Raw genomic sequence first — 23,472 nt, forward strand, 5'->3', positions numbered from 1 at the left:
GGGTGTGGTCAGGTGTGCTAATTACCTAACCATGCCCGACAACTACATATCGCCAGCTATCACAGCAGTACCGTTGGCGCTTACCATCAGCATCGAGCCATTACCGCCAATCGTTTGGTAATCCAGATCAACACCAATAATGGCATTGGCGCCCAGCCGGGTTGCCTGGTCGATCATTTCTTTGATAGCGATGCTTTTGGCTTCGCGCAGCCCCTGTTCGTAGGCCCCCGATCGACCGCCCACAACATCGCGGATACCGGCCAGAAAATCTTTTACGAAGTTGGCACCAATAATGGCTTCTCCGTTGACAAGGCCAATGTATTTGGTAATAGGCTTGCCTTCAATATTGGGAGTAGTAGTAATGAGCATGCAGAAGGTTTAATCGGTTATAGAAGTCGTAAAGTTATAAAGTTATGCTGTTCTGAACGTGTTATTGGGATAAGTGGTAGAAAACCTGTACAACTACCGGAGATTTTTTACGTTCTCAATCAGGAAGATAATGTATGCCATCGGCTGAAGTTTGTTCGCACATGTCAAATTTATTAATGTCTACTAAAAATCTATTGTGTGTACATGACGTTACTTTGCGTTTTATGTGCCATTTTTAGTTCCAAAACCCGATTCTCCCATTTTCACCATCAAAAAAGCATGAAAAACTCCAATTTCTCTCGACTATTTGCCTACGTATTACTTGTTACGATTCCTGTCTGGTTCAATGCCTGTAAGAAAGAAGAAACCACACCCACCCCCACACCAAGTAATTCTGTTGAAGGAAGTTATAAAGTCACTTCACTCAAAGTAGACCCGAAAGCTGCTGGTCTATATGACGATTTGCTGGCTGCCTCGAAATTGTTATTCAACAACACGACTTGCCTTACCGACATAACCATTACGTTCAAAAGCAACGGCGATGCTACTACCGATAATCCAACGTCTTGCCAAAACCTGCCTGTGGCGGTCAGTATGTTTACGGGCGTAGATGCCTCCAGCAAATGGGCTTTTGCTAACAACAAGTTGACGATTACAAAAAGCGATAATACCAAGACCGAATATACCGTAGTATCCAACACGGGCGGACTCATGAAACTTCAGTGGCAGGGAGCGTTAAATTACCCTACGCCAAGCGCCACTGTGTATACGTACACGATGGAATTGAAAAAACAGTAGTACCCGGTTTCGGCCATCTAATCGGTTCGCGGTAAGGGGGTTAGCTTGAACATAAGCTAACCCCCTTACCGCGAACCGATTGCTTTTAAGCAGGATGGAAATATCAGCCAACGTACCTGAAAAGCATTCTTTACTGGTTATGGGCACTGTAAACCGTTCAGCAAGTGCCTGACCGTTTAATAAGTCGGATGATGGTACACTTTTTGGAAAGTATAAGCTTTGCAGGAGAATTCAAATTTTATTTAACTGAAAAGCAATCGATACAATGAAAAAAGTGAATGTAGTTCGTCTGTGGGCCTGGGTATCTATCGTCGCATTACCCCTGTGGTTTGGAAGCTGTAAAAAGGGAAGTGACGATGCCGTAACCCCGTCGAAATCGGCAGTAGAAGGAAACTGGAAAATTTCAGGTTATAAAGTCGATCCCGGTATTGACTATACCGGAACAGGCCAGAAAACTAATGATTTACTTATGATTTTAAAACAAGTACCGAACGGTGCTGACGCGGTTGAATGTTTAACGACTACGATTATTACGTTTAACAGCAACGGCAAAATCACCGGAAAGCCGGGTACTAAATGTTCAACAGCCAATTCAGACGTGAATCCGGTTGACGATAACTCAAACTGGAAGCTGGATGGCAATAAACTGACGATTACCAGCGGAACGGAGGTAACAACGTATGACGCAGCTGTAAGCGGCAGTACGTTGAAAATGTCAACGCAGGAAGTGGACGACCTAGACGGCGATGGTAAAAAAGAGACGTATACGTATACGCTCGAGCTAACCAAGGTGTAAGCATTGATCATCTCAAACGAAGCCGTTCCAGCAAATGGAGCGGCTTTTTTTATACTTCATCCAGGCAGTCCTGCAACGTAGCAATGTACTTTTCCAGATACAGCGGTACGTCTTTGGCTTTGTATTGAAGAATATAGCGCGGATGGTCCAACGTAACGATACGTTCAAAGAAACCCTGCTGATCGTTGAGTCGGCGTAGGTACGTTTCATTTTTACGGCCCAGACATACCGCTACGTGTCGGTTGGCACCAAAAGAAAGCTGCGTTCGGACGGCTTCGGTAATGGCGGGCCAGAGCGCATTAGTGGTAGCCCGGTCGTCGTAGAAATTGTAGTTTTTCCCGTCTTTCGTCAGGGCCAGCGGAAAAAGTGACGTCAAGAAAAAGCGTTCGTAAAATGCCTCTGCTCCGCCAAATGCGTCAACAACCTGATAAATAAACCGACTCGACAGTTCGGGCGTATCGCGCAACGTATTGTCGATGCCACAGTAGCGACGCAGGTTCTGGGGCGTTGTAAACGAAATACCAGTTACACCAGCGCCAAATCGGCCGGGATTGATGCCCAATAGGAAAACGCGGGGATCGGTGTCGTTGAAAAATTTTGTGTAAAACTCGCCGACAATGCGCTGAACGTCTGGAGCCTGAAACGAATTCATGACCTCAACACCAACTGGCAAATTGGTTGGCGAAACTAGTGAATTATAATATCGAATGGCTTTATCCGCAAAAGTGGCCGGTTCAGTGGGGGAAGTAGACAAACGTAGCGTTGGGTTTTTTTGTCATGCTCACGAAGGATGCATCTTAAAGCGTCCAAACTAGTCAGTAAGGAAAGTTTAAGATGCTTTCTTCGTCAGCATGACAAAGACATTCTTTTGTATTTAGTCTCAGTGACATCAGCAGCCGAACGTAGCATCAGATTTACTTAATATTCTTCCGTCGGTTGCGCTGGAAATCTTCGAACATCATATTGCCAAGTCCCTGCAAACCACTGTAGTACGCCCGTCCGTTATTCACCTTCGTAAATTCCTGCACGAACTGCTTCAGATACGGATCGGAGGCAATCATGAACGTAGTAATCGGAATATCGAGCCGACGACACTGTGCGGCCAACGTCAGGGTTTTGCTCACGACTTTGCGGTCAAGCCCAAATGAATTTTTATAGTATTTAATCCCCTCTTTCAAACAAGTCGGTTTCCCGTCCGTAATCATGAAAATCTGCTTGTTCTTGTTTTTCCGCCGACGTAGCAAATCCATCGCCAGTTCCAGGCCCGCCACCGTATTGGTATGATACGGCCCTACCTCCAGATACGGCAGTTCTTTAGCCTGAATCTGCCAGGCATCGTTGCCGAACACAACAATATCGAGTGTGTCTTTGGGGTATTTTAACTTCACCAGTTCAACCAGCGCCAGCGCCACTTTTTTGGCGGGCGTAATGCGATCTTCGCCGTACAGAATCATCGAGTGGCTAATGTCGATCATGAGCACCGTTGATGTCTGCGTTTTCTGCTCTTTTTCAGTTACTTCCAGATCACGCTCCATCAACCTAAATTCATCAACTCCGCTATTGATCTGGGCGTTTTTGATGGATTCGGTCATAGAAATTTGCTCCAACGTATCACCGAACTGGTAGCTACGTAAATCGCTGCTGAGTTCGTCGCCTGTTCCTGTATACGGCGTGTTGTGGTTGCCACCCGACTTGGAGCGTTTTAGTTTGCCAAAAATTTCTTCAAGGGCGGCTCGTCGGATGGTTTGTTCGCTTTTGGGCGTCATCACGATACGTCCTTCCTGATTTTCTTCGGTCAGGTAGCCTTTCTCTTTCAGGTCGTCGAAGAAGTTGCCGATGCCGTATTTATCATCGGTGAGACCGTATTGGCGGTCAAGCTGGCTCATCCACGACATGGCCTGTTCCACATCGCCGGCAGTAAGCAGCAGCAATTGCTGGAAAATATTGAGCAGTTTGTTGAAATTACTGCCTTCTTTCTGCTCGGGGGGTATAAATTCGGAAAACTGGAAGCCTTTCATCAGTAAAAGTCGTTAGTAGTCAGCTATTGAAAGAACAGCTTGATTCAGGGTTTTGTTCGCCTGGAAAAGCCCACACAGCGTAGAGCCACTGGATGCTACGTTATTTATCAAATATAACCAAAATCCCCTGATTTCGCCTATAACTGCGCCAGCAGATACAGCACCGCCATACGTACCGCTACGCCGTTTTCGACCTGATCCAGAATGATGCTGTGGGGAGAGTCGGCGGCATCGGAGGTTAGCTCAACGCCACGGTTAATGGGACCGGGATGCATCAACACAATGGGCCGGTCAAGGTCGTCGAGCATCTGTTTCGAGATGCCGAAATACAGCGAATATTCACGTAGCGAGGGGAAATATTTAATCTGCTGACGTTCTAGCTGGATACGTAGCACGTTTGCTACGTCGCACCAGGCCAGCGCAGCCTTTACGTCGTGACCAACTTTCACGCCCAGTGATTCAATGTGTTTCGGAATCAGGGTTTTGGGGCCGCAAACCATGACTTCGGCGCCTTGTTTCTGTAGGCAGAAAATATTGGAAAGAGCCACCCTTGAGTGCGTAATGTCGCCGATAATGGCGACACGTTTGCCTGCTACGTCGCCGAGTTTTTCACGTATCGAAAACGAGTCAAGCAGCGCCTGGGTAGGATGTTCGTGGGTGCCATCCCCCGCATTTACTACGTTGGCTTTGATGTGTTTGGTCAAATAATGCGGAGCGCCGGGACTACTGTGGCGCATCACGACCATATCGACCTTCATGGCCAGAATGTTGTTGACTGTATCAAGCAGGGTTTCCCCTTTTTTCACTGAACTGCCCGATGCCGAAAAATTCACTACGTCGGCCGACAATCGTTTCTCGGCTAGCTCGAATGATAAGCGGGTGCGGGTCGAATTTTCGAAAAAAACATTGGCAATCGTTACGTCGCGCAGGGAGGGTACTTTTTTAATAGGCCGATTGATGACTTCCTTGAATTGACCAGCCGTTTCCAGAATAAGCTGAATATCAGATTCGGTCAGGTCTTTGATACCCACCAGATGGCGGACGCTGAGGGATTGGGCCATAAAAGCAGTGTAACTAAAATCGGGCAAAGATAGGCCATTATGATACGCAGACGACGCGAATTATTCGGATTAACGTTGAATCTTCTGATGGCCGTCTTTCTTCATCAAAATCTGTTTTTAGCCAGACCAGCGACTAACTCGCGCATTCGTTCAGTCGGTGATACGTTCCGTTCCATCGCATCGGTGTAAATCTGTTTGAGGATGCTATAATCGTAAACGATACCGTGATGCCAGGAAAAAGCGTTTAGGGCGGTCAGAAGTCCATCGGCATCGTGCGCATCAAAGGCAGCGGTGGTCCAGTCAACGTAAATTTCCGGCAAAAACTGGTGTCTGAACTTTACACGCCTTAATCGATTCATCAGGCCGGCTGGATTGCGCATCATGTAATAAGCCTGTTTCACCAAAGCAATATTGGCGACCAGTCCGGCGTCGCTCACTTTATAAAGTAACGAATCGGCCTGAGCGGGTTTGTGATCGACTACGTAAGCCATGGCTTCATAAACCAGCGGAGTTTCCCAGCGCGGCTCAAGCTGATACGCCTGTTTAAAGTCGGTCATGGCAGCCGCTACATTACCTTGCTGGAGATGAGCGCTTCCAATCTGAACAAACAGGGCCGGTCGTTTACCTTTTTCAATCGCTACGGCTTCCTCATAAAGCGGGAATGCTCTGGCATAATCGTCGTGTGCTATGTAAAGCGAAGCCAGACGAGCTTTGTAACGGCTCGATTGCGGATGCTGCTGGCAAACTTCCCCCCAGATGTTCACGGCTCTGTCATAACAGCCTTGTTTATCAACCGCCGATACGTTGGCATCATTGAGCGACGACAAAGCTAGCGTTACCAATTGGTCTGCTACGTCGATTTTGCCTACGGTGGCGGCTCGATACGTTTGTTCCAGCAACGTAACGCGCTCAAAAAGAGAGCTTTGTCGGTTGAATTGATTTAGCTGACGTAGTGTTTTGGCGGGAGTTATAATCGCGAAATAAGCCAGTATCACCAGCCCGGCTATGGCAACACCCCGGACCGGCAAAAGCCAGGCCGGACGATTTGTTGCCAGTTGTGGCGTGACTGATTGAAGGCCATCTTTCGTGAAAGACGTATCAATGAAAGCCAGCAACAGAAAGAACCCCTGTAGCGCCAATATGCTATCGGGGTTGAACAGATTAAAAATAAAATAAGCTGTGAGGACGGCTATCAAAACGTACCGCTGCATGGCTGGCAGGCTTGATCGGATGAGTTGGAATAAACCCCCCGCCCATATAGCCAGATACGCCAGAAAGCCCAGCACTCCTCCCGAGAAAGCCCACTCGAGCGGTACGTTATGTACCCGGTCGTACCAGTCGCTGCCTTCCGGGGCTAAACTTGATACGTAGTAACTGGCAAAGCCATAGTTGTAATTATCTTGTCCCCAGCCCAATAATGGTCGCTCGACGAAGGCATTCAGCGCAATCTGATTGCTTATTTTTCGAGGTTGCCAGGTGTCTGTGGAGCCAGACAGGTGCGTGAGCCGGTAAATGATCGGCTGATGCTGTACTGTATCGGTTTGACTAATGAACCAGACAATACCGGCCAGTCCGACCGCAATTGCTGCATAAAGCAAAACACGCTTAGGCTGTGTACGGGCGTTACGTATTGCCAGTAATACGCTCAGGATAACTATACCTGCAGCCAGGCCAATAAATGAAGAACGCGAACCGGTCATAACCATGCCGCCAAGTAGCACAATGGCCGCAACGCCTAAGCCGGACAGCTTTGTTACGTTACGTACCCGCCGAGATTTCCATTCGATACGTAATGCCACAAGACTCAGGATGCCCAGTTGTTGAAGCAGATAGATGGCCATAAACGTAGGGTTGCCAAACGTGCCCATCAATCGTTCGTCACTGGTATGTCGGCCCGCTTTAGTGCTTAATACGAAGATGGTAAGGAGTAGGGCAATGCTTACCGATACGGCTAGTGCAACGGTCCACTGACGGGCTGAAAACTGGAATCGGGTAATTAGTAAAAAGTAAAGGCCCAGGTAGATATACGTAACAAATCCTTCCATACGGGCAAAGCTCGACCAGAAACTGTTCTGTGCATCAACTCCCAGCAGATTGGCGATGGCTGTAATGCCTAAAAAAGCCAGTATACTCCATTGTAGCAGCGATGGTTTTTGCCGCCATACTGACTCCTGCCAAACGGCCAGTAAGGCCATAATCGTAACGATTCCCTCGAAATATAGTACCCGTACGGAAGTGTACCCAAAAAAGACGTTGCTGCTGAACAGAGCGGGTGTCAGTAACGACAGCAGGAATAAACCATACTGAAGCCGATTGTGGCTTGGCGACTTCGGAGGGTTACCTGGCCCTTCTGGCGCTGTCTTCGTTCGGGTTGACGGACCTGGGATGGAGGAGCCTTTTTTCTCCCGAGAGGATGTCGCAGATGGTTTAGCCATAAGGTGTACTTAGGATCTTGTCAAAGATAAGCCGCCTGGAGCAGCAAAAAAATACCCGGCTTTGCGGAACAAGAGCCGGGTATTTTGAACGATAATTAATCTGCTACGGTCCGACTCGTACTTTGCCGGTATTGGCAATTACTATTTTGCCTCCATTCGTGTACGTAATTTTCTGACTAAGACCTGTGTAACTTTCAGGTACGTTAACTATGTGACGGATCTCTACTGCATCGGCAGAAGTCGGAACCGAACCACACGACCAGGTTGCAGGGGTATTCCAGGCACCATTCTGAACGGTAAAGAAACCTCCCACACAACCAGCACTCGTTGTCACAACCAAGGTAAATCCAGTTGATATTGTACTGCTACACCCATTGGAAACCTGAACGTAGTACGTTCCGGCCTGACTGAATTGTACGTTTGAGAGCGTGAGCGTGGCTGACGTCTGCCCGGCTACGATATTGCCCGGTGCGGTTCCATCCTTATACCATTGATACGTTAACGACGACCCGGTAGCCGAAACCGAAGCTGTTGCCGTGCTGCCCGCTACAACAGTAGCTGACGTAGCGGGTTGCTGGGCAATAGCTACAGGAATACAGTCTGTTGTGCGGAATACGACTGGATCGCTAAAGTTACTGCCAGTACATAATACCTTTACTTTCCATTGATAACACGTACTGATATTCAGACCGGTAAGAGTGACGTTATTCGTGGAAATATTCGATATGGTGGTCCAGGGGTTTTCCGTACTTGTCGTATTATTCATACAACCGCCGTCGCCGGTTATGGCGTTACTAAGATTAGCGCGCCATTGCACTTCATACTGAACACCACTACCCAGGTTATTCCAGTTGAGTTGAGCCGAGGTTCCCGCAATTGGGTTGGTACTCAATCCACCGGGAGACTGGCCACAGGCAGTCGTGAAATAGCCCGTGGATGACGTAAAACTAGAGGCACAGGTGGCAATTACACGCCATTGATAACACGTACCTTCGGTCAGGCCCGGGAGAACCGTATTGTTTGCTGTCAGGCCGCTAGCTGCGGTAGTCCAGGGGTTGGCCGGGCTGGTGGTGTTGGAGAAACACTGACCTGCGGCCATGGCCCTATATTCCACCGTATAGGAAGTGGCAGTAGGCGTCCAGGCCAGCCGTGCCGTGGTTGGCGTTACTACCGCCGATGATAGCGATGGAGTGTTGCAGCCGGGAGTAGAAAAGTTGAACGTATTGCCAAACCCGCTGGTGCTTGTCGTTGAACAGATGGACTCTACCTGAAATTCGTAGGCTGTAGAAGGTGTCAAGCCCGTCAAGGCATACGGAGCACTGGATATACCGCTCACCGTTGTATAAGCACCCGGTCCTGCCGCTGTCCGATAGCGTAGATTAAAACCTAAGGAGCCTGTGGGTGATGGTGACCATGATAATGTAACAGATGTAGCTGTAGCGCCGAAGGAAGACCCACTGGTTGGTGCTGCACAGCTCGTTGTTGTAAAATTTACCGGAGATGTGAATGTTGAACTACTAGTGGCCGAGCATATTACACGTACCTGAAACTGATAAGCGGTGCTCGGCGTCAAACCACGTAATATATAACTTATCTGTGCCTGATTGAATGCACTGGGTGTGCCGGATATATCGCTGATTGTATTCCAGGGTATTGTATTTTGCTGCCGATACTGTACTTCATACCGACCTCCCAGCGCGGGGGTGAACCATTGCAAGTTTGCCGAATTTGAGAAGGCGGAAATTACGTTCGGATTCGTTGGCGTTGAGCATTCGAGCGTTTTAAAAGCGACGGGAGTCGTATAGTCACTAAAGGTTAGATCTGTGCAGGAAGCACGTACGCGCCATTGATAACACGTATTCGATGTTAATCCTGTCAGCAGAAGATTTGTTGTGCTCGTCGTACTGGTAGGCCAGCTAACCCATGGGTTAGCCGATACGGTTGTGTTACCCGTACAAACGTTATTATCTACTGCCCGGTATTGTACTTCGTAAATGGTAGGACTGGAGTTTCCTGGTGCATTTGTCCAGTTTAGCCGGGCATTGGCAGGGGCTATCGAATTGGTGAAGGGGCTTACTGGCGTTCCACAGGCAAATAATGTCGACGCTTTATTCAGTGAAACAGGTTTATCTGGTGTTTCAGCCAATAAAGGGCTTACCAGTAATGTACAAACGAAAAGAAACAGGGCTCCTATGGCCCGGGAGGAGTAGAGATGAGGCATAAGCGTTGGTGCAGTTAGATGCGCATAACGAAAGTACGATTAGGATAGTGTAGGTACGTTAAAAAATAATTGAATTTACTTTTCGGTAGTATAATTGTATTTATGTAACTGTATTGTTGGTTGTCAATGCGTTGTTGGAGCTTTGGGGTTCACTTACCAGATGGAAAGCTGTCTTCTTGAAACTGTTACGTTTAATTTGCTTATTTTTGAGGTTCTTTTTTATCCAACATTACTCATACTTGGTTTTTAGTGAAGTATCTACTGCTACTAACTAGCTGCCTGTTACCGTTTTCGGTTCGGGCCCAGTTAGACATCACGTACCCAACTACCCGACTCGTTATTCAACGCGGCACCGATAACAAAGCCTCTCTTTTTATTGCCGGTACATGTGGGTTACCCATCGACCGAATTGAAGCTCGACTAGTGCCATTTTCAACCAACACTGGTTCGGCAACCGATTGGCAGACCGTTGCTACGTCCCCAAAAAATGGTGTGTTTCAGGGAACGCTACGTGCCTCGGGAGGTTTGTATCGGCTCGAAGTGCGTGGTACGCGTCAGCAACAGGTTATGGCGCAGTCGGCGGTGGAGCGCGTAGGTATCGGCGAAGTATTTCTGGTAGCTGGCCAGTCGAATGCGATGGGGCTGCCCGATTTGGGGTCGAAAGGAGGGAGCGAGCGCGTTTTGTCGATCAACGCAACCAATACGTTCCTGAACACCGATAACGTAATGGTTTCGGCTGATAAACCGTTTGCACCACCCGTTCTCTCACCGCTACGTGCCACCAACCAGGTTTTCCCGATGGGCGAGTCGGCCTGGTGCTGGGGCGATCTGGGTGATGCTATTGCTGACAAATATGGCGTGCCTGTCGCTTTTTTTAACGTCGGTTTTCCGGGTACGGTTGCCGACAACTGGAGTCGCACGGCGCACGGGCAAATAGCCACCAATATTTTCACCAGCAAGTCGTGGCCTTTTCTGCAACCCTATGCGAATCTTCGGAATACGCTTCAGTATTACCACAGCCAGCTCGGCATTCGGGCGGTGTTGTGGCATCATGGCGAGTCGGACGCGGTGCCCTACAACACGCCGTTGAACGAATACCGACGACAGGTTCAGGATTTGATCGATCAGAGTCGGCAGGATTTCGGGCAGAATATGCCGTGGGTTGTAGCCCGTTGCTCTATCACACCGGCCGGACCGATTTCGAGCACGACAATTATAGGAGCGCAGAACGCCCTGATTCAAACGCCGGGAAATAACGTCTGGCCTGGTCCTGATACCGACACAATTCAGACACCACGTCCGGCGCATGGGCATTTTGAAAATATTCCCGGCGGTGAGCAGGGACTTACCGAATTTGGCTTGTCGTGGCACCGGAGCATGACCGACCTGTTTTATAATTCCGCGAAACCCATTCAACCCCAGCGGTTTCTACATATCGGTTTGCTGCCGAGTCATATCCCTGTTGGCAAAGAAATTTTGGTGCCTTACGAGCAATTCGGTTATTCAAATAAGCCTGATGTGAACGTGCAGTTGTTGGACCAAAACGGTACGTTCGTACTGGGCGTTACGTTGCTCGCAGGAGGTAATTCACTACGTATCAGTTTGCCCGATACGTTACGTAGCGGCTTATACCAACTGCGCGTGGTTGCCAAATCACCGGTGCTGCCCAGTGCGCCATCGGCGCTGTTTCGGGTTGTTGGCGCGAGACAGCCGTTAAATCCGCTTCGGGATGTGCAGACTGAAACCGATGGTACTACGGTCCGTATCCACTGGCAATCAGCGCAGGAGCCGCCGGGGAGTCAGTTCGTCATCGAACGGCAGGAGGGACGTGATACGTTCGTGGAAGTTGGTACGTTGGCTCCATCGAACGACGGGCAGCCGTATCATCTTTATTCGTTTTCGTACCCAAAAACATCGACCGCAAACAGTAGGTATCGAATCCGGATTGATCTGCCCGATGGCACCAGCGTTTATAATCCGGCTGCGTTTATCACAGGAATCGAAGAACCTATCGCCATCCCGCTAATTTACCCGAATCCGAACGACGGTAAAAACCTGACGCTGCAATTGCCCGAAAGTGGTCAGTGGACACTTATGTTACTGGATGCTGCTGGCCGACGTATCAGTGAGCAATACGTATCGGCCACGGCCAACGTAGCAGTTTCCGTTCCGATTACAACATCGCTGCCAGATGGCATTTACCTGGTTCGGCTAACGTATCGAAATCGAGTTCATACACAACGTTTGCTGGTTGCGCAGAAATAGAGATTGTGCCACAATCTTTTTAAACAGGTAGATAGACGCTGAACGTAGCACCTTTACTTGGTTCGCCGGTAGCAGAAATGGCTCCTCCGTGGTTACTGACTATTTTCTCGCAGATAGCCAGCCCGATTCCTGTTCCAGCAAACTGATTTTTGTTGTGCAGTCGCTGAAAAACCTGAAAAATCCGTTCCGCGTATTTCTGGTCGAAACCGATTCCATTGTCGATTACCTGTATCTGATGATACGTGTCCGCTTGACGGGTTGGCTTTATGGAAGGGGGCAATTCGGCAGCGGACAGCGTTTGGCAAGCTACCTTGATGTGAGGCTTAACATCGGGCCGGTGAAATTTAAGAGCATTGTTCAGTAAATTCTGAAACAGCCGCCCCAACTGAGAAGCATCGCCCATCAGAATTGGTAACGGACTAACTTCAATCAGGGCGTTCGTTTCCTGAATACGTAGTTCTAAATCGGTCAGGACTGTATTTACTACGTCGGTTAGCGATACGTGTCTTACACTTTCGGTATGCGTCGTAATGCGGGAGAAGTTGAGAATATCCCGAATTAGAGCCGACATTCGGCTGGCCGCCGACTGCATTCGTTCCAGGTAATTCCATTCATCGCTCGATGGGGCAACGTAGCGCGTTTTAAGGAGGTCGCCAAATTGCTGAATCTTACGTAGTGGTTCCTGCAAATCGTGGCTGGCTACGTATGCAAATTGCTGTAGATTATCGTTCGACCGATTCAACGCCTGATTGGTAAACGCCAATTCTTCGTTGCTGCGCTTTAACAAGGTCTGGGTTTGTTTCTGGAGCGTCAAATCAGTGAAAATAAAGCTTAAACAATCACCCTCATCGAGCGCCAGAGGAGTGGCTGATATCAGGCAGATAATCTCCTTTTCGTTTTCCTTCTGCGCGAGCGTCATCTCCGTTTTTCCGGGCGATGACCAGCTTTGCTGAATAAAATTTTTGTAATCCGCCTGGCACGCGGGGGCAATATACGCAAGCAGGTCCGAACCGATAACCGCCGATAAAGGCTGATTGACCATCGTTGCGAAGGTAGAATTGCAGTAGAGAATCAACCCTTGCTGATTGAGCGTTACGGCACCTTCGTGCATCGACTCAATGAATACCCGGTACGTTTGGTCGGCTGTTTTTAGCGTATAAATCTCGTGCCCATTGTCTCCTTCCACCACCAGCGCATCGATCTGCCCCGTACGAATCGCCTGAATTGTTTCCAGCGCTTCGTCAAGACGAATACGTAGCGATTCATTCTCTGCGGCTAACTGTTCGTTCGTTCTGGGTGGATTCATCAGCCAATAATGCCTAAACCTTTAAGTACCTTTTCTGTATCCGAAAGATCACCGATGAGCCGACGCTCAGGCCAGGGCGAGTCTTTTATGAGTAAGGGCAGCGCAATCAACTGCGCCGATTTAGCCAACTCTTTCTGCTGATGAACATCAATAATTTCGAGCGAATAGCGACCGGGTATGTGTGTTTCGCAGATATGCTTGATGTTAGAAACCGCCCGAACCGAATGGAGTGACGCACCCGTTATAAATAAACGAAGTATATACGGCTGGTTTTTGCCAGTCAGATTGACATCAGCACGTTCTGCTGGCTCACTCATCTTATCTTTTCGCAGAACGAATGTCTAAACCCACCAATACTTTCTCTTCATTGGACAAATCCCCGATGATCTTACGGATAGGTTCGGGTACTTTCTTGACCAGAGTCGGTACCGCCAGAATCTGATCGCCGGCTGCCAACTGAGGTTGTACCAATAAATCGATTACCTCAATAACATAATTACCCTGCAAATGTTCTTCACAGTATTTCTTCAGATTGTTGAGGGCGGTTACCGATTTAACTGTTTTGCCTGCTACGTAGAGTCTTAACTCCCAGATATTTTCTTGGTCACTCATCAAGTTAGGTAGGTTTGTTAACCAGCATCTACTGGCCACTATGACGACTACGGATCAATTGTTCTCGGTTCTGTTCTAAAATCTCTTTACGGAGATCATCTTCCAGAAACGTTTTGTTCAATTCATCCTGTACCGACTCGAATTCTTCTTTCAGACTGGCAATTCGGGATTCGAGCACAGTTCGTTTCCGTTCAATTTCGCGGTCTTTACGGTTCATCGCATGATCGCGTAAGGCTACTCCCGTCACTTCCTGCAACTGTTGCGCTTCGCGGGCCGAACCGGTCAATACGCCTTCGGAACTGAGATAAACATCAATTAAATCCAGTCCTTTATCCGTAATAACAAACTCACGGACCTGGTTGGAATGTTTCATTCCCCGTGATTTCATGACGTATAAACTTCGGTTACGTTCACCATTCATCTCGATGTCCCGCACAAGTATCCAGGCATCCACCAGCGATGAAACGCCTTCGTCGGTCTGATCACTAATCACTGTATTCAAGGCAAGCGCCGTGAAAAGCACCGTGATCTGTTTAACCTGTAAAAAGTCGATCAACCGAATAAGCATCGACCGCACTTCACTCAGCGAACCAACCGTAACCAGATTCGTGATGGGGTCAAGCACAACCACTTCAGGCTTGAACTCACTAACAAGTTTATGAATGGTAACCAGATGCATTTCCAGTCCGTTGAGTGTAGGACGGGACGCGTGGAATTTCAGCAGTCCGTTATCAACATGCTCCTGAAGATTGAACCCGATTGAACGCATGTTGCGGCAAATCTGCTGGGGTGATTCTTCAAAAGCGAGGTACAAAGCCCGTTTCTTTTGCTGGCAGGCCGTATTTACGAAACTGGCTGCAATACTGGTTTTGCCTGTACCGGCAGTACCCGATATCAGAATGCTGCTTCCGACAAAAAAACCTTTGCCTTCCATCATAGCATCCAGCGCCGGAAAACCAGACGAAAGTCGCTTGTTCGATACGCCATGATCCAGCGTGAGCGACGTAACGGGCAACACCGAAATCCCGTCTTCATCGATCAGGAACGGGTACTCATTGGTGCCGTGAACCGACCCGCGATACTTGACGATACGTAGTAAACGAGTCGAGATCTGATAATTAACCCGGTGTTCGAGCAGAATCACACAGTCTGATACGTATTCCTCCAGCCCGTGCCGGGTCAACGTGCCTTCTCCTTTTTCTCCGGTAATTATAGTGGTTACGCCTTTGTCTTTCAGCCAGCCAAACAACCGCCGGATTTCACTACGTAAAATACCTTCGTTGGTCAAGCTGGAAAACAGGTTTTCGATGGTATCCAGCACGACCCGTTTGGCGCCAATACTATCGATGGCGTAGCCCAGACGAATAAATAGCCCATCCAGATCATACTCACCAGTTTCTTCAATTTCGGCGCGATCGATGTGGACGTGATCGATTTTGAGGAGCTGGTCTTTCTGGAGCTGTTCAAGATCGAACCCCAGCGATGCTACGTTAGCAACCAACTCTTCGGGCTTTTCTTCAAAAGCCATAAATACGCCCGGTTCATTAAATTCGAGCGCTCCCCGCACGATGAACTCAAGGGAAAACAACGTTTTACCGCTACCTGCGCTTCCGCAAATGAGGGTTGGTCTACCCAGGGGCAATCCGCCATTCGTTACTTCGTCGAGGCCGATGATGCCTGTGGGCGATTTGGGTAGGCTTATAAGTGACTGGTGCTTATTATTTTTTGAAGAACGATTCATTCAGTTACGGATAAAGAACAAACTTATTAAAAAATCAAGATATCGACCTGTGTTGGCGCTTTTTATAGTTATGTGCTCTGATTTTACTACGTATCAGCGCACCTTAATTAACTGGAAAGTCCACCTAACTGTTTTAGTCGATAAACTGCCAATCGACTGGGTAACAGTTCTATAAACCTTACTCCTTCCCAAATGGGAAAATTGGAGATGCTACGTGTGATTGCTTCATTAATCGACTCAATTCCTGCGCTTTGTCAGGATTTGTACTAGCCAGATTTTTTTGTTCGGCGGGGTCGGTAGCTAAATTGTACAATTCAACGGGATTATCGGGATTGGTGGATGCCTGTAAACGTACCGCTTTCCAGTTGCCCTGCCGAACGGCTTGCCGACCGCCGTTTTCGTGGAATTCCCAGTATAAATAATCGTGTTTCTTTTGCGTGCCTTTGCCCGTTAGCGTAGATACAAACGACAATCCGTCGATGCCGGTGGGCGTTTTAGCACCCGCCAGTTCAGCAAAAGTAGGCAACACATCCCAGAACGCACCGACGAAATCGCTGGTCGAACCGGGTTTGATAACGCCCGGCCAGTTGGCAAAAAACGGTTCGCGGATGCCACCTTCGTAGAGGTCACGTTTTACGCCCCGGAGACTTCCGTTGCTGTTGAAGAATTTGTGGTCTGCTCCGCCTTCAAGGTGCGGCCCGTTATCGCTCGAAAAAATGACCAGCGTGTTTTTGTCAAGCCCTTTGGCTTTCAGGGCTGCCATTACCTGTCCAACGTATCGGTCAAGCCGGGCGACCATCGCGGCATACGTAGCGTGCGGGTGCGCCTGCGATGCATAACCTTCTGGCTTTGCGTTGGGTCCATAATCCGCACCTTTGAAGGGTTTTTCGTCAGTAAATATCTTCTTGTAATGAGCCAGAAGACTGTCGTCGGGAGCTACTAATTCGGCGTGGGGGAGAATGTAAGGCAGAAACAGAAAAAAAGGCTGTTTACCGTCGCGTGCATTCAGGAAATTCAACGCCTGCTGATGAATCATATCGGGTGCGTATTCTTTCTGTTGTTGCAGATTCTCATTGGCTTTCAGCACGGTTTTCTGATCGTTATCCCAAAGATGATTCGGGTAAGCCCGGTGCGCCAGCGCCTGACAGTTGTAGCCATAAAACCGGTTGAAACCCTGCCTGTTAGGATCGCCCTCCGAACCGACTGGCCCTAAACCCCACTTGCCAAAAGCGGCCGTTACGTAGCCCGCGCGTTGGAGTACTTCACCCAACGTTACCACCGAATCGGCGATGGGTTGCTGGCCTTCCGGCTCAACACCTTTATTTCCCCGAATGAACGTGTGACCTGTATGCTTGCCCGTCATCAGCGACGAACGCGACGGTGCACAAACAGACGTACCAGCGTAAAACTGCGTGAAGCGCATCCCCCCATTCGCCAGCCGGTCGATGTTTGGTGTTTTTATGAGTTTCTGACCGTTAACGCCTACATCGCCAAAACCTAAATCGTCGGCCAGAATGAAAATAATATTAGGCTTAGACGTAGTTTGAGCAGAGCAGAACTGACTAAACAACGTAGCAATAAGGAGAAAAAGCAATATTCGCATGGTTTTGGGAAATTCAATTAAAATTATACGAGTGAGTTTTTGTCATTCTGACCGGGCCGCCGGAGCGGGAACGAAGAATCTTAACGTCTCCTTACCCCGTGGCGAAGATATTTTTTCGTTCCCTGTTCCCGCTCCGGCGGCCCGGTCAGAATGATAAAAACTCACATTATAAGATCAGTTCTCAAAAGTTTGAACAGCATCATCGTTATTGAACAGGTGTAAACGTCATTTTGGGTTGCTGCATGGCTTTTTCGAGCAATACAATCTCCAGCTTGAGAATTGCTTCTTCGGCCACTACGTCGATTTTTTCAGTATCGTCGGTGGGTTTGTGGTAGTCGGGATGGCCGCCGGTATGGAAAAAGAGAACAGGAATTTGTTTGGCGTAGAAAGCGGCATTGTCAGAGCCTCCGTTTCCCGCCCGGTCGGTGAAAAATTTGACAGAACTTGTTACGTCTTTAAATACCGCTGGCCAGGTATCGCTGGTGCCGTAGCCGCCAATGCCTACGCCACGTTCGGGATTATATCGGCCAATCATGTCCATACACACCATGAAATTCAGTTTATCGAGCGGTAATGTTGGATTGTTCAGAAAATAACGCGAACCCTGCAAGCCCAATTCCTCGGCGCCAAATGCCATAAACAAGACGTTGTAAGGCTCTTTTACGTCGTTTTTGGCAAAATACTGCGCTAATTCCAGCAGGCCCGCTACGCCCGATGCGTTGTCATCGGCACCGTTGTGAATTTTGCCTTCCGGCTCCTTCTCCAGCGAACTTCCCTGTCGTCCTTCGCCTAAATGGTCGTAATGGGCGCCGATGACGATGGTATTTGGTGCCTCGTTATCCAGAAAACCAATTACGTTCGACGCGCTACGTAGGCTATCGGGTACAACCACGCGCCGAACTTTGGCCGTAAAAGACTGATAAAAGCCGTTGGTACCCAGCGGTTTCAGGCCGTATTTTTTGAAATGGCTGGCAATATAATCAGCTGCTTTGGCATTCTCTGGACTGCCAGTTCCTCGCCCTTTCATCCTGTCAGAAGCGAGCTTTTCGATGTGTCGGGCGATACGTTTATGCGATGGCTCCTGCCCGAACAGTGAATGCGTCAGGAAAAGTAGACAGAAAATCAGGCGTAGGTTCATAAATAGGAAAAGCTATGAAATAGGCTACGTTACTTAACGAATGGAGAATGGAAAATGAGTAATGTAAAATGGAGGTCGGCTTTCCCGTTGTTCATTGTTCATTACGCATTATCAACGTAGCACCACACACGAATAAGCTGGTACGTTCACGTGATCGTTTTGAAAATGACAGCCCGGTACAGTTTCAAACTCGATGCTGTGACACCAATATTCGTTGGGCGAAAGTACTACGTCGATTGGCTTGTCGGTCAGGTTGTGGAGAACTAGCGTACGTTCCTGCTGCGTCTGGCGTATAAACGAGACCGTTCCCGGCTGACGAATGCCTGTTTGCAGCAACCGACTTTGATTGTCGTTTAAAACAGGGTGGCTATTCCGAAACTGAATCAGGCGTTTGTAGTGCGAAAAAAGCGAATCCGGATCGCTCTGTTGCTCGGCCAGTGGACGAACGGTTCGGCTGGTGGTGTACTGCCCCCGACGCCAGCGAGTACGTTGATGATCGCGGGGGCGGATGTCCCACAGAAAAGGTTCGCGGATGTTTTCATCCGGCTTCAGGCCAAGCATACCAATTTCCTCACCGTAATATAGGTAAGGTAATCCAGGCAGGGTGAGCAGCAGATTAGCTGCTACTTTGAGGTGATCCACATTGCCTTTTAATAGACTGCCAATGCGGTCTTGGTCGTGATTTGACAGAATTAAGGCGTCGATGAAGTTGGGATTTACGTTACCGAAAGCGGCATCAACGTAGACCAGAAATTCAATCAGATCTTCAGTATCGTCTTCCTGCCGAACGATTTCTTCGATCATCAGTCGCAGGTCGAAATTGAAGTTGGCTTTCAGGCCACGGAAATACGGCGCGATACGTTCGGGCCGCGTCCAGACTTCGCCAACTGTGTAAGCACCTGGTTTTGCAGCCTCGATTTCCCGACCAAATTCTTCCCAGAACTCATAATTTTTGGACTCCTCGGTTTCGCGGTACAGGTGACGAGCAGCATCCAATCGAAAACCATCGACCCCTACGTCCTGAAGCCAGTATCGTGCAATTTTATAGACTTCCTCGCGCACAGGCGGGTGATCGAAATTCAGATCGGGCATACCACTCCAGAACATAGCGTAGTACTTTTCCTCGTTTCGATACGTAGCATTACGAACGGAATGCCAGGGACTACGTTCACCCGAATCGGCCGTAATGTCGCGGGTAGCGAGGTTGCGGGCTTTAATTTCGGCGGGATGCAGCCATTGGTAGAAATGCCGAAATGGATTGTCGGGGCCTTTAGCTGATTCCCGAAACCAGTGATGCCGGATGCTGGTGTGGTGAATCACCAAATCAATCACAATAGCGATACTACGTTGGTGGGCTTCGTGAATGAGCCTCCGGAAATCAGCCAACGTACCGTACTCAGGATCAATTCCGTAATAATCAGTTACGTCGTATTTGTGATAACTTGGCGACGGACTGATAGGCATGAGCCAGAGGGCTGATACGCCGAGATCTTTGAGGTAATCGAGATTATTGGTAATGCCATTAAGATCGCCGATGCCATCGCCGTTGGAATCAGCAAAGGAACGAACGAATATTTCGTAATGGACGCCGGTTTGACCAATGGGTAGGATTTGCATAGTTTAAAGAGCGAAAGCGTGAATGACCGGGCCACCGGAGCGGTGAAAAAGCGAAAAAAGCTTGCGCCAGCCATTCACTCTTTCACCGCTCCGGCGGCCCGGTCATTCACGCTTTCGCTCTTTGAAAATTCTTTCAAAACCTGATAAACCCGGTGCGTGGGCAAACCCATGACTGTGTAGAAGGAACCTTCAAGATGTTCGATGCCGACTAACCCAATAAAATCCTGAGCACCATAAGCCCCCGCTTTGTCGAAGGGATGACATTCGCGGATGTAGTAGGTAATCTCGTCGTCGGTCAACGTAGCGAACGTTACCTGCGTTTCGTCGGTGAAGGATTCCTGCTGGATGTTTCCGTTACCGTCGGGGGCCAGCACGCAGACCCCCGTCCGAACGCGGTGCGTCTGCCCAGATAAGGCACGTAGCATCCGCCGGGCGTCGGCTTCATCCTGCGGTTTGTTCAGGATTTTTCCATCCAGAATCACAACTGTATCGGCGCACAAAACGATACGTTCGTCCAGGTCGTGCCGAAACTGAGTTGCTTTCTGACAGGCAAGGTATTCCGCGACGTCGTCGGCAGGCATATCGTCCGGAAAAACCTCATCAGTAGGGCGGATTTCGACGATGAACGTAAAGCCCGCATCGGTCATTAATTGTTTCCGGCGGGGCGAACCCGAGGCCAGTATGAGTGGGTAACGTAACGAAAGCATAAATCTGGAACAGTCAGCAATGTGGCTGCAAAGTTGCGTTCGCTACGTTAAAAAACGTAATTCGCAGGGCACAAACACATCGCTAACCCATAAATCAAACAGATCGTGTTTATTTCCACTGCTACATTGGCTGACGTATCTGCCCTTGCCGCACTGTCGGCAACGACCATGCGCGAAGCGTTTGGGCCCCCTCATAACCCGGTCGAACTGGTAGAACAATACATCGCTCAGGCACTGACCGAACCTATTCTGAATCAGGAACTTGTTGATCCACGATGTGCTTTCTTTCTGGCCAGCTCATCCGATGGTACGCCCGTGGGGTATGCCAAGCTACGCCGACACGCACCACCTCGACGGATGCAGGAACGTAACGCCATTGAGATACAGCGAATTTATTTGCTACAGAGTCAAATTGGTCAGGGCCAAGGGCGTCGGCTTATGGAGCATTGTCTGGACTGGGCGCGTGAGCAAAAGGCTGAGGCTGTGTGGCTGGGCGTGTGGGAATGTAACAAACGCGCCTTGGCTTTTTACGAAAAGATGGGTTTCGAACGTTTTAGTTACCATTACTTTCAATTCGGTTCGGAACGCCAGCGGGATTTTTGGCTGCAAAAACAGTTATAGGTATAGTAGCCTGAACGACCGGCGTTCTTAAACCATTCACGCTGACGTCGTTCAAACGATTGTTCTTTTGTATCCATGATTCAATTATATCCGAATACGTATATGGCTCCTCTGCGGTGTATGCTGCTGAGCTTGCTTTTTTTATTCGGATGCTGTCCCGAAATCGCTGCTCAACAGGATACAATTCGCCAGCAAAAGCCATCCGGCTTAACGCCTGAACGGGTCCGTATGGACTCAGTGCAGATCGAAACGACCAGAAAAGCGGATACTGATTCACTGGCAACGGCTCATTCAACCCACGTGGCCGACAGCATATTAATGCAGCGTGACAGTGTGTTTTATACAAAATTGAAATCCAGCATGTATAAACACCGGCTGACGCGCCAGCTTTACGACGCTGTATTCCGAGACGTATACAATAGCCGTGTTAAAACGGGGGAGGTCAACCAAATCGAAGTAAATCCATTCAAAGCGTTTGAAGGTCGGGTGATTGGCGATATTCACATTCGTCGATTGAATGTATTTGGACAAACAGTTTATGATACGTTACGTAAACCGGCAAACTGGATCGAAAAAACGGGAAATAGTTTACACCGGAATACGCGAGAGAACGTAATACGGTATTCGTATCTACTTTTTAAAGAAGGCGATCTGGTCGACCCGAACGTACTGCGCGATAACGAGCGACTGCTACGTAATACGTCGATTTTTCACGATGCCCGGATTCTGGTGGTGCCACGTAACGGAAGCCGTCAGTTTGTCGATGTCTACGTCATTACGCAGGATGTCTGGTCGTTGCTTCCCAATGGTGGATTTGGCAGTTTTAAGAGTTTTAACATTGGGTTCGATCAGTTGAATTTTAGAGGATTAGGTCACCAGCTTTTTGCGCAGGTCGCTTATTCGGGCAACGACCCACGCCAGAAACTGGAATATCAGGCCCGGTATAAAGTGCCGTTCATTGGTAAAACCTTCCTGACAGCCCAGGCCGATATACTTTATCTGCGCGATCTGAAACAGGTGTCGGCCCGTATTTACCGTCCGTTTCTGACCCCCGACACGAAGTACGCGGGTGCTGCCGAAATTAATTATACGCAAATCAACAACCGACTGCTGACCCGCGCCGATTGCGTAGTCATTGTTCCACTGAGTTATACCTATACCGATTTCTGGATTGGGCGTTCGTTCCGGTTGTTTTATCGGGAGGGGAATTCCGACGAAAAAGGGCGTGCGCGACTTATTCTGGCGATACGTAACACCGATTACAGCTATTTCAGACGGCCCGACGTAACGGCCGATACCAACCAGATTTATCAGGATAGTCGTACTACGTTGTTCAGTGTCGGATTTTCACGCCGGAAGTACGTTCGCGACGTACTGATCTATGGTTTTGGGCGTACGGAGGACGTACCGGTTGGAGAGTCGATTGTAGCGATCGGCGGCATCGATAACGCTGAACTGGGGCGACGTACCTACACGGGCATCAACTATTCGCAGGGTCATTACATCAAACGAGTCGGCTATCTGTACGGATTGGTTAGTCTGGGTAGCTTTTTCCGGCAAAATACACCCGAACAAGGCGTTTTTTCGTTTGAATCGAATTATTTCAGTCCGCTTATTAAAAGTCGATGGGGGAATATGCGCCACTTCATCAACGCGCGATACACAACTGGTTTCGGGCGATTTGATAATGAATACATTACGTTGGGTAGCACCGGAAGTGGTCTTATCACCGATGGAATAGGCATCTACAGCGATGCTTTGCGAGGTACCAAACGGATGCTGCTCAATTACGAGAATATTCTGTTTTCGCGCCTGAGTCTTATTGGGTTCCGGGTGGCTTTCATTACGTTCGCGAATTTGGGCCTGACCAGTTTCCCAGATCGACCGTTGTTGCAGGGACCTTTGTATCAGGGATATGGCATTGGATTCCGTTTACGTAACGAAAATTTAACATTTAACAGTTTTCAGATTCGGCTGACGTACTATCCTAATATTCCGGGAAATACAATCCCGTTCAGGCAGGCGTTCGAAGGTGTTCCGACGCTGAGATTCAGGGACTTTGATCTTTCGGCTCCTCAGATTGTACCTTATCAATAATGAGACATACTGAAATAAAAGGTATAGATGGAACAAAATCTAAATAAAATAATGTTGATACATTAAT

19 protein-coding genes are annotated in these 23,472 nt (G+C 48.7%); 5 read left to right on the forward strand and 14 right to left on the reverse strand.

Going from position 1 to position 23,472, the window contains the following annotated elements:
* Positions 1–42: 42 nt before the first annotated feature.
* Positions 43–369 (reverse strand): heavy metal-binding domain-containing protein, encoded by a 327-nt coding sequence (locus tag IC229_RS09250; protein ID WP_190886683.1) that lies wholly within the window; start codon positions 367–369, stop codon positions 43–45.
* Positions 370–648: 279 nt separating this feature from the next.
* Here IC229_RS09250 and IC229_RS09255 point away from each other — a divergent pair, with 279 nt between their 5' ends.
* On the forward strand, positions 649–1,167 hold the full coding sequence (locus IC229_RS09255) for a lipocalin family protein (protein WP_190886684.1): 519 nt from the start codon (positions 649–651) through the stop codon (positions 1,165–1,167).
* Between the two features lie 265 nt (positions 1,168–1,432).
* Positions 1,433–1,963 (forward strand): lipocalin family protein, encoded by a 531-nt coding sequence (locus IC229_RS09260; protein WP_190886685.1) that lies wholly within the window; start codon positions 1,433–1,435, stop codon positions 1,961–1,963.
* 49 nt (positions 1,964–2,012) lie between these two features.
* Here the strand turns inward: IC229_RS09260 and IC229_RS09265 are convergent, their stop codons facing one another.
* From IC229_RS09265 to IC229_RS09285, 5 genes are all read right to left on the reverse strand, one after another.
* Positions 2,013–2,717: a uracil-DNA glycosylase family protein gene (locus IC229_RS09265; RefSeq protein ID WP_190886686.1), complete on the reverse strand. Its 705-nt coding sequence runs from the start codon at positions 2,715–2,717 to the stop codon at positions 2,013–2,015.
* A gap of 160 nt (positions 2,718–2,877) precedes the next feature.
* Complete coding sequence (locus IC229_RS09270) at positions 2,878–3,981, reverse strand: vWA domain-containing protein (protein WP_190886687.1); 1,104 nt, start codon at positions 3,979–3,981, stop codon at positions 2,878–2,880.
* 137 nt (positions 3,982–4,118) lie between these two features.
* Positions 4,119–5,042: an aspartate carbamoyltransferase catalytic subunit gene (locus IC229_RS09275; RefSeq protein ID WP_190886688.1), complete on the reverse strand. Its 924-nt coding sequence runs from the start codon at positions 5,040–5,042 to the stop codon at positions 4,119–4,121.
* A gap of 104 nt (positions 5,043–5,146) precedes the next feature.
* Positions 5,147–7,477 carry an O-antigen ligase family protein gene (locus tag IC229_RS09280; protein WP_190886689.1) on the reverse strand — a complete coding sequence of 777 codons (2,331 nt, stop codon included), beginning with the start codon at positions 7,475–7,477 and terminating at the stop codon, positions 5,147–5,149.
* 103 nt (positions 7,478–7,580) lie between these two features.
* Positions 7,581–9,698 carry a fibronectin type III domain-containing protein gene (locus IC229_RS09285; protein WP_190886690.1) on the reverse strand — a complete coding sequence of 706 codons (2,118 nt, stop codon included), beginning with the start codon at positions 9,696–9,698 and terminating at the stop codon, positions 7,581–7,583.
* 249 nt (positions 9,699–9,947) lie between these two features.
* Between IC229_RS09285 and IC229_RS09290 the strand changes: the two genes are divergently transcribed.
* On the forward strand, positions 9,948–11,963 hold the full coding sequence (locus IC229_RS09290; protein ID WP_190886691.1) for a T9SS type A sorting domain-containing protein: 2,016 nt from the start codon (positions 9,948–9,950) through the stop codon (positions 11,961–11,963).
* Between the two features lie 19 nt (positions 11,964–11,982).
* Here the strand turns inward: IC229_RS09290 and IC229_RS09295 are convergent, their stop codons facing one another.
* The 8 genes from IC229_RS09295 to IC229_RS09330 all read right to left on the reverse strand — a co-directional run bounded on the left by IC229_RS09295 (position 11,983) and on the right by IC229_RS09330 (position 20,687).
* A complete protein-coding gene (locus IC229_RS09295; protein ID WP_190886692.1) occupies positions 11,983–13,269 on the reverse strand; it encodes a sensor histidine kinase in 1,287 nt (428 codons plus the stop codon).
* Positions 13,269–13,586, reverse strand: coding sequence for a circadian clock KaiB family protein (locus tag IC229_RS09300; protein ID WP_190886693.1), 318 nt, complete (start codon positions 13,584–13,586; stop codon positions 13,269–13,271). Before IC229_RS09300 ends, IC229_RS09295 begins: the two co-directional genes overlap by 1 nt.
* A gap of 1 nt (position 13,587) precedes the next feature.
* Positions 13,588–13,881, reverse strand: a complete 294-nt coding sequence (locus IC229_RS09305; protein WP_190886694.1) for a circadian clock KaiB family protein — start codon at positions 13,879–13,881, stop codon at positions 13,588–13,590.
* A 28-nt stretch (positions 13,882–13,909) separates the two neighbouring features.
* The gene (gene kaiC, locus IC229_RS09310) at positions 13,910–15,622 is read right to left on the reverse strand and encodes a circadian clock protein KaiC (RefSeq protein ID WP_190886695.1); all 1,713 of its coding nucleotides are present in this window, start codon (positions 15,620–15,622) and stop codon (positions 13,910–13,912) included.
* 178 nt (positions 15,623–15,800) lie between these two features.
* Entirely contained in the window at positions 15,801–17,225 is a 1,425-nt protein-coding gene (locus IC229_RS09315) for an arylsulfatase (protein ID WP_190886696.1), read from the reverse strand.
* Positions 17,226–17,430: 205 nt separating this feature from the next.
* A complete protein-coding gene (locus tag IC229_RS09320) occupies positions 17,431–18,363 on the reverse strand; it encodes a M20/M25/M40 family metallo-hydrolase (protein WP_190886697.1) in 933 nt (310 codons plus the stop codon).
* Between the two features lie 111 nt (positions 18,364–18,474).
* Complete coding sequence (locus IC229_RS09325) at positions 18,475–19,980, reverse strand: alpha-amylase family glycosyl hydrolase (protein ID WP_190886698.1); 1,506 nt, start codon at positions 19,978–19,980, stop codon at positions 18,475–18,477.
* Between the two features lie 74 nt (positions 19,981–20,054).
* Complete coding sequence (locus tag IC229_RS09330; protein WP_190886699.1) at positions 20,055–20,687, reverse strand: Maf family protein; 633 nt, start codon at positions 20,685–20,687, stop codon at positions 20,055–20,057.
* 105 nt (positions 20,688–20,792) lie between these two features.
* Here IC229_RS09330 and IC229_RS09335 point away from each other — a divergent pair, with 105 nt between their 5' ends.
* Both IC229_RS09335 and IC229_RS09340 read left to right on the forward strand, forming a co-directional pair.
* Positions 20,793–21,308, forward strand: a complete 516-nt coding sequence (locus IC229_RS09335) for a GNAT family N-acetyltransferase (protein ID WP_190886700.1) — start codon at positions 20,793–20,795, stop codon at positions 21,306–21,308.
* A gap of 228 nt (positions 21,309–21,536) precedes the next feature.
* Complete coding sequence (locus tag IC229_RS09340) at positions 21,537–23,405, forward strand: BamA/TamA family outer membrane protein (protein WP_394355930.1); 1,869 nt, start codon at positions 21,537–21,539, stop codon at positions 23,403–23,405.
* Positions 23,406–23,472 lie beyond the last annotated feature (67 nt).

This window comes from Spirosoma profusum (genome assembly GCF_014699005.1).
Lineage (GTDB): Bacteria > Bacteroidota > Bacteroidia > Cytophagales > Spirosomataceae > Spirosoma > Spirosoma profusum.

Excerpts from the sequence above, each read along its gene's own strand:
- IC229_RS09250 (WP_190886683.1), bottom strand. The coding sequence starts at position 369 with ATGCTCATTACTACTACTCCCAATATTGAAGGCAAGCCTATTACCAAA.
- IC229_RS09255 (WP_190886684.1), top strand. The coding sequence starts at position 649 with ATGAAAAACTCCAATTTCTCTCGACTATTTGCCTACGTATTACTTGTT.
- IC229_RS09260 (WP_190886685.1), top strand. The coding sequence starts at position 1,433 with ATGAAAAAAGTGAATGTAGTTCGTCTGTGGGCCTGGGTATCTATCGTC.
- IC229_RS09270 (WP_190886687.1), bottom strand. The coding sequence starts at position 3,981 with ATGAAAGGCTTCCAGTTTTCCGAATTTATACCCCCCGAGCAGAAAGAA.
- IC229_RS09275 (WP_190886688.1), bottom strand. The coding sequence starts at position 5,042 with ATGGCCCAATCCCTCAGCGTCCGCCATCTGGTGGGTATCAAAGACCTG.
- IC229_RS09280 (WP_190886689.1), bottom strand. The coding sequence starts at position 7,477 with ATGGCTAAACCATCTGCGACATCCTCTCGGGAGAAAAAAGGCTCCTCC.
- IC229_RS09285 (WP_190886690.1), bottom strand. The coding sequence starts at position 9,698 with ATGCCTCATCTCTACTCCTCCCGGGCCATAGGAGCCCTGTTTCTTTTC.
- IC229_RS09295 (WP_190886692.1), bottom strand. The coding sequence starts at position 13,269 with ATGAATCCACCCAGAACGAACGAACAGTTAGCCGCAGAGAATGAATCG.
- IC229_RS09300 (WP_190886693.1), bottom strand. The coding sequence starts at position 13,586 with ATGAGTGAGCCAGCAGAACGTGCTGATGTCAATCTGACTGGCAAAAAC.
- IC229_RS09305 (WP_190886694.1), bottom strand. The coding sequence starts at position 13,881 with ATGAGTGACCAAGAAAATATCTGGGAGTTAAGACTCTACGTAGCAGGC.
- kaiC (WP_190886695.1), bottom strand. The coding sequence starts at position 15,622 with ATGAATCGTTCTTCAAAAAATAATAAGCACCAGTCACTTATAAGCCTA.
- IC229_RS09315 (WP_190886696.1), bottom strand. The coding sequence starts at position 17,225 with ATGCGAATATTGCTTTTTCTCCTTATTGCTACGTTGTTTAGTCAGTTC.
- IC229_RS09320 (WP_190886697.1), bottom strand. The coding sequence starts at position 18,363 with ATGAACCTACGCCTGATTTTCTGTCTACTTTTCCTGACGCATTCACTG.
- IC229_RS09325 (WP_190886698.1), bottom strand. The coding sequence starts at position 19,980 with ATGCAAATCCTACCCATTGGTCAAACCGGCGTCCATTACGAAATATTC.
- IC229_RS09330 (WP_190886699.1), bottom strand. The coding sequence starts at position 20,687 with ATGCTTTCGTTACGTTACCCACTCATACTGGCCTCGGGTTCGCCCCGC.
- IC229_RS09340 (WP_394355930.1), top strand. The coding sequence starts at position 21,537 with ATGGACTCAGTGCAGATCGAAACGACCAGAAAAGCGGATACTGATTCA.